At 35.4% G+C, this 6,469-nt stretch carries 4 protein-coding genes; 1 reads left to right on the top strand and 3 read right to left on the bottom strand.

Annotated elements, in window-relative coordinates:
• Positions 1 to 973 precede the first annotated feature (973 nt).
• Genes lolE through lolC form a run of 3 tightly spaced genes read right to left on the bottom strand, consistent with a single transcriptional unit; the run spans position 974 to position 4,123 of the window.
• Positions 974 to 2,206 (bottom strand): lipoprotein-releasing ABC transporter permease subunit LolE, encoded by a 1,233-nt coding sequence (gene lolE / locus O970_RS02990; protein WP_036562486.1) that lies wholly within the window; start codon positions 2,204 to 2,206, stop codon positions 974 to 976.
• On the bottom strand, positions 2,206 to 2,928 hold the full coding sequence (lolD, locus tag O970_RS02985) for a lipoprotein-releasing ABC transporter ATP-binding protein LolD (RefSeq protein ID WP_024495694.1): 723 nt from the start codon (positions 2,926 to 2,928) through the stop codon (positions 2,206 to 2,208). Before lolD ends, lolE begins: the two co-directional genes overlap by 1 nt.
• Positions 2,921 to 4,123: a lipoprotein-releasing ABC transporter permease subunit LolC gene (gene lolC, locus O970_RS02980; protein WP_024495693.1), complete on the bottom strand. Its 1,203-nt coding sequence runs from the start codon at positions 4,121 to 4,123 to the stop codon at positions 2,921 to 2,923. Before lolC ends, lolD begins: the two co-directional genes overlap by 8 nt.
• Positions 4,124 to 4,584: 461 nt before the next feature.
• Between lolC and O970_RS02975 the strand changes: the two genes are divergently transcribed.
• On the top strand, positions 4,585 to 6,469 hold a 1,885-nt coding region (locus O970_RS02975; RefSeq protein WP_024495692.1), incomplete at its 3' end, for a CarD family transcriptional regulator.

The raw sequence follows: 6,469 nt of genomic DNA, 5'->3' as shown, positions 1-6,469 counted from the left end.
CGTATTTCTAAGCCGCCTACGCGGCGGTTAACTAGAATGATACCAAATTAACTTATTATTATAGAATAAAATTTTTACGCTTTTATCTAATTGACCCTTTTATATTTATCTTGTTTTTATATAATAAAATCAATTAGTTATAAACATCAAAAATAAAAGGGTAAAAATTGGGTGACAATTTTAATTGAATAACTTTTTTAACAAAACATTGTCGTTGAGCAAAATTTAATTTATTACTAAGAAATCAAATCTGTATTTGAACCTAATAACAATAAATATATTAATCTTTATAAAATGGCTTATTTCATTTAACTCTAAAATATAGCATACTGCTGTTTAGATATTGAGCTATTTTATAAGCCTATTTTTAAGGATTGGATTTTTGGGTATCTATTTATTTTTAAAATATCGGTATGTATAGAAGCAAGCGTTAAAAGATGAGATAGTGGCATTTATTTTAGATGAAGATAAGAATTTTATATACGAAATGGGTTTTTATCAATCATTCTTTTTTGCTTATTCTTTTTAAGCGTTACGGTAATGAGTGTGAACTATAAGTCACAAATTTTTCGAGTTTGTGCCACTTTTACTTTTTTATAAAAGATTAATCTTATTTTTATTGACTACGGATAACGTGATTCATCGCATTTTTTAATCTAAATTTATCATATATTGTTCATCATTTAGCTAAAAAACTAATTCGTCTTTACTATATATTTATTTGCTGTATCTTATTGACTTTCCCAAATAATCGACCGAATTCGTTTATCCCTATTTTGCAATAAATTAATCGCTATGAATTACATTTAAATAGCCTTTTTAGGCTGGCAATTTAGTCAAGAGAAAGGTAGTGGCAAACAGCGTTAAATGAATAAATATAGGCTATTATAAAAAGCGCAACACGTTAAAAAAATTAAATAATAGGATAAATGTTAAAATCACGTTTTTAGCATTTATCCTATTAAAAATTAATTTACATACCATTTAGCGCTTTTGCAGGATCGATACCACATGCACGTTTTGCTGGATAATAACTGGCAATAAGACTTAATATTATGGCGGTACAAAATACGAGAATGATATCGTTTATGTGTAATTGTGATGGTAAAAAATCAATAAAATAGATATGCCCATCTAACACTTTATGCCCTATTAGCGATTCAATAATGGAAACGATATCTGATAAATTAAGGGCAATGAGTATCCCGATAGTAACGCCAACCAAACTCCCTATAACTCCAGACATAAGCCCATACCAAATAAAAATTTGGCGAATTAATCGATTATCAGCCCCTAATGTTTTAAGTATTGCAATATCCGTGTTTTTATCTTTTACTGCAATAATTAGTGTTGAAACAATATTGAAACACGATACACCAATGACTAGAATCATGGCTAAGTACATAATAGATCGGATCATTTGAATATCTCGATACATATATCCATATTCGTTTTCCCATGTCATTACACTTAATGGTAAATGTAACTGACGAGCTGCATTGATCACAACATGATTAGCATTCATCACATCTGTGACGTTGACAGCTAATCCCGTAACACTCTTCCCCATATTGGTATAATTCTGTGCCGCTGTTAATGGAATCAGAACAAAATTATAACCTAACTTACCACTTAACTGCGTTAGGCCAGCAATTTGCATACGGATGCGTTTAGGTTGTTTTAATTCAGTTGAGTTCGGTACTAAAAGTGTTACCCAATCACCTTGTTTTGCGCCTAATTCTTTAGCCAACCCTACGCCGATGATCATTTGATCGCTATGTTGACTAAATCGTTGCCAACCATCATCTAATACATATTGCGGTAAAGCACTGGTTTGCTGCTCCAGTTCAGGTATAACACCATTGATGCTAACCGCCTTTAACGTTTTACCGTTTTCTATTAATCCGGTAAAATTTATATAAGGTGAGACGGCTGTTATATTAGGTTGCTGTTCTAAATCATGAGCAATATTTGACCAATCTTGCATTTCACCAAACGGTGAAGCTATTTTACCATGCGGAATAACCGCCAATACTCGTGAACGCAATTCATGTTCAAAGCCATTCATCGCACTAAGCCCAACAATTAAAGCAATAATGCCTAATGCAATACTCAGCGTGGAGATAATAGAGACTAATGAAACCATTCCTCGACGCTTACGCCCTTGCTTGAAACGCCAACCAATAAAAAATGCTAATGAATTCATTATGCTTTACTCTTGGTGAAAAGTAATTGCCCATTGTCCATCGTTAGTTGTTTCTCTAACTTGCTGGCTAACTTCATATCATGGGTAACCACTAAAAAAGCGGTACTAGATTGACGGTTTAATTTTATTAACAGTTCAAAAATAATTTCTGCTGTTTGCTGATCTAAATTACCCGTCGGTTCATCGGCCATGACTAATTTCGGTTCATTAATTAAAGCACGGGCGATAGCCACTCGCTGGCGTTCACCGCCTGATAATTCAGATGGTCTATGTTTAATTCGATGTATAAGATTAACCGCCTCTAACATAGCTAATGCTCTAGTTTGTGCCTCTTTTGCTGATATACCAGCAATAAGTAAAGGCATAGCCACATTTTCTAACGCGGTGAAATCTGGCAATAAATGGTGAAATTGGTAAATAAAACCAATTTGGCTATTACGTAATGCGGCTTTTTGATTTTCTGAGAGATGTGTTAATGACTGATTGTTAAAAATAACTTCGCCTTGTGTTGGCGTATCTAATCCACCTAGCAGATGAAGCAACGTACTTTTTCCTGAACCAGAACTCCCAACGATAGCCATTAAATCACCAGCCATTATATCAAAGGAGACCCCTTTTAGTACTTCGGTATGATGTTTTCCTTCTTTATAAGTTTTATACAAATTTTTTGCAGATAACAAAGGAGAAACTGGTTTTATATCAGTCGAAGATAAATTATTCATAACGTAATGCCTCTGCTGGCTGCGTTTTTGCTGCACGCCAAGCTGGATAAACGGTGGCTAAAATAGAAATAGCAATTAATGAAAATACAATCAGTGCGATTTGCGTTGGTTCAAGCGTCGCAGGTAATCTAATCCCTGCCATCGATAAGCCAAGATATTTCATAATAAAATTAATATTCAAAGCGATAGTTATTCCTAATAATGAACCAATCACGGTGCCGATGATACCAGAACTGGCACCTTGAACCATAAAGATCCGCATAATATGTTGGCTGGATAAACCCAAGGTTTTTAATATGGCGACTTCCCCCTCTTTTTCCATAACGAATAAACCAAGTGAAGTAATAATATTAAATACCGCCACAATTACGATTAAACTTATCAGTAACCCCATCATTTTTTTCTCTAATTTAACCGCTGCAAAAAGTTCACCGCGTGATTCTCGCCAATCTTTAATCATCATGTTTTCTGGCAATGGCTGTTTAACTATTTGTTCAATCTCTAAAGGGTGATCTAAGAATAATCGCCATCCCGTAATATAATCTTTGGGTAAGTGCATTAATTTAGCCACATCAGTTTGGTTTGCGTAGAATAATGAAACATTAATGTCGTTATTAACATGAAAGATCCCTGCCACCGTGAATAACCGTTGACTTGGAATACGTCCCATTGGGGTCAGTTGGCTGGCGCTTGGTACCATGACCCGCACTTGATCGCCAATATCAACTTGTAATTGTTCAGCCATTGAACGTCCTATAATGATCCGATATTGACCTGATTGAAGATCGGCTAATTCTCCAACCGAAATATACTGACTAATTGGTTCAAACTGCTCAGGATTGATCCCGATCAATTGACTAACTGTAATCGCATTAGGACTTTGTAAAATCGCTTCTGATGTTACTAATGAGGTAATATGATTCACATTAGGTATATTGGTAAATAACGTTGCTGGATAAAGAGTTGGATCGACACGATGTTTATCGGTAGTCAATATCGCTTGCGGAAAAAAGCGTAAGATACTTGCCTGCATCTGTCCTTCTAAGCCATTCATTATCGATAGTACAATGATTAATGCCATTGCACCTAACATAAGACCAATCATAGAAAGCCAACCAACAAAGCGACCAAAACTATCGGTGTTTTTCCCATAGGCATAACGTAAACCAATAAATAACGCTAATGGACGATACATGAAAATCCTTATTCTAGATGATAATTTTGTCGTATGGTATGGATACGCTCATAGCGTGACGTTATACCATTTTGTATAAAACACATTGTCTATTATACATGATAAATAGTATGAAGGAATAAAGTGATTTAGCTAAACGACGCGATAATATGCATTTATTCGACTTTCTATCTATTGGTAATCTTGCCTCCTTATTTTTACATTAATTTTTTGATTTTATGTTTTAAATCGGTTATAGCGATTGTTTCACAATTAAAAGCTTATCCATTATAATATTGGTTAGCTAACAGCGATAAATTACTGTCTTTTGTTTGAACACCATATCGTTTTTAGATACGATGAAAGGATAATCGATTAATCATCTTATTATGACTGCGCCTCATTTTATTGAGATAAGGAAATCAATCATTGATCTCAATTAACGGAATGATCTGTAACCTATTGAAAAAGAATCTAACTTCATGAACGAGCATAATCTACCATTTGAACTACCTCAAAAACCAGGTGATACACTAAAATTAGGACAACTTGTTGGTTCATCATTGGCACTAATTTGCGCAAAAATTATTGAACAACATCAAGGATTAGTGTTAATCATTACCGATGATATGCAAAAAACCTCCCGATTATATGAAGAATTAAAGCAATTTACGCCCCAAGAAAATCGTTTATTGCCTGATTGGGAAACCTTACCTTATGATAGTTTTTCCCCTTATCAAGACATTATTTCCGATCGTTTAGCCTGCTTATATCAATTGATGTATATGCGTAAAGGCGCGTTGCTGATTCCCGTTACCAGTCTGATGCAAAAATATTGCCCACCCAGTTTTTTAACAGGGCATGTATTTATTTTAAGCAAAGGACAAATCATCTCCCCAGAAGCCATGCGATTGCAGTTAGCTAATGCCGGTTATCGATCGGTTGATCAAGTTATGGCGCACGGCGAATATGCAACGCGAGGTGCCTTACTTGATATTTTCCCGATGGGTAGTGATAACCCTTATCGCCTTGATTTTCTTCATAATGAAATTGATGGTATTCGTACCTTTGATATTGATAATCAGCGAACCATCGAAAAAATAGAATCGGTCCAATTGCTTCCTGCCCATGAATTTCCTTTCGATAAACAAGCTATTGAGCTGTTTCGGAGTCAATGGCGTGAGAATTTTGAGGTTCGCCGTGAGCCCGAAAGTCTTTATCAACAAGTGAGTAAAGGGATCTTACCTAGTGGCATTGAATATTGGCAACCACTGTTTTTTAAGGAGCCTTTAGTTTCCTTATTCGCTTATCTGCCGGCAAATACCTTAGTGATTACGCTGCCAACTATTCAATCTGCGGCAGAGAAACATTGGCAAGATATTAAGCAACGCTATGAAAGCCGAAAAGTCGATCCCATGCGCCCACTTTTAGCCCCAGAAAAAATTTGGATGACTGCCAGTACGCTATTAGCAGAGTTAAAAAATTATCCCAAATTATCATTATCACCAGAGTCATTAACCAAGAAAGCCCATCATGATAATTTATCTTTTTCTTTGTTGCCGAATATTACTATCGCTAACCAACATAAAGAGCCTTTACAAGCTTTACAACAATTTTGTGAACTATTCACTGGGCAAATTATTTTCTCCGTTGAATCGGAAGGTCGTCGCGAAGTACTTCAAGGTTTATTACAACAGATTAAAATTCGTCCCGTTTATTTATCCTCACTAACAGAAATCAACGATCAACACCGCTTTTATTTAATTATTGGTGCCAGTGAACAAGGCTTTATTGATAATACTCAGCATATGGCCTTTATTACCGAAAACGAATTAATGGGGCAACGTATTGTACGCCGTAAACAACGTGATAATAAACATACCATTAATACTGATACTTTGATCCGTAGTTTAGCTGAGCTTACTCCGGGAAAACCAGTCGTACATTTAGAACATGGTGTTGGTCGTTATGCTGGGTTAACTACCTTAGAGACCAATGGTATTATGGGTGAATATTTAATGTTATTATATGCTAATGACACTAAACTTTATGTTCCTGTATCATCGTTAAATTTAATTAGTCGTTATTCAGGTGGCGATGAGGAATTAGCGCCATTACATAAATTAGGTACCGATGCTTGGAGTAAAGCACGTCAAAAAGCCGCCGAAAAAATTCGTGATGTTGCGGCTGAATTATTAGATATCTACGCAGAACGCGAAACCAGACCTGGTTTTCAATTTAAACAAGATCATGAGCAGTATCAATTATTTAATCAAGGTTTTCCCTATCAATTAACCGATGACCAACAAAATGCGATTGGTGCTGTTATTGGTGATATGTGTTCGCCATCAGCCATGGATCGGCTGG

Source organism: Candidatus Schmidhempelia bombi str. Bimp (genome assembly GCF_000471645.3).
Classification (GTDB): Bacteria; Pseudomonadota; Gammaproteobacteria; order Enterobacterales; family Orbaceae; genus Utexia; species Utexia bombi.
The sequence above is the reverse complement of the archived record's forward strand: the minus strand, read 5'-3'. Positions and strand labels throughout refer to the sequence as shown.

Coding starts and splice junctions, on each gene's coding strand:
- lolE (WP_036562486.1), bottom strand. CDS start 2,206: ATGAATTCATTAGCATTTTTTATTGGTTGGCGTTTCAAGCAAGGGCGT.
- lolD (WP_024495694.1), bottom strand. CDS start 2,928: ATGAATAATTTATCTTCGACTGATATAAAACCAGTTTCTCCTTTGTTA.
- lolC (WP_024495693.1), bottom strand. CDS start 4,123: ATGTATCGTCCATTAGCGTTATTTATTGGTTTACGTTATGCCTATGGG.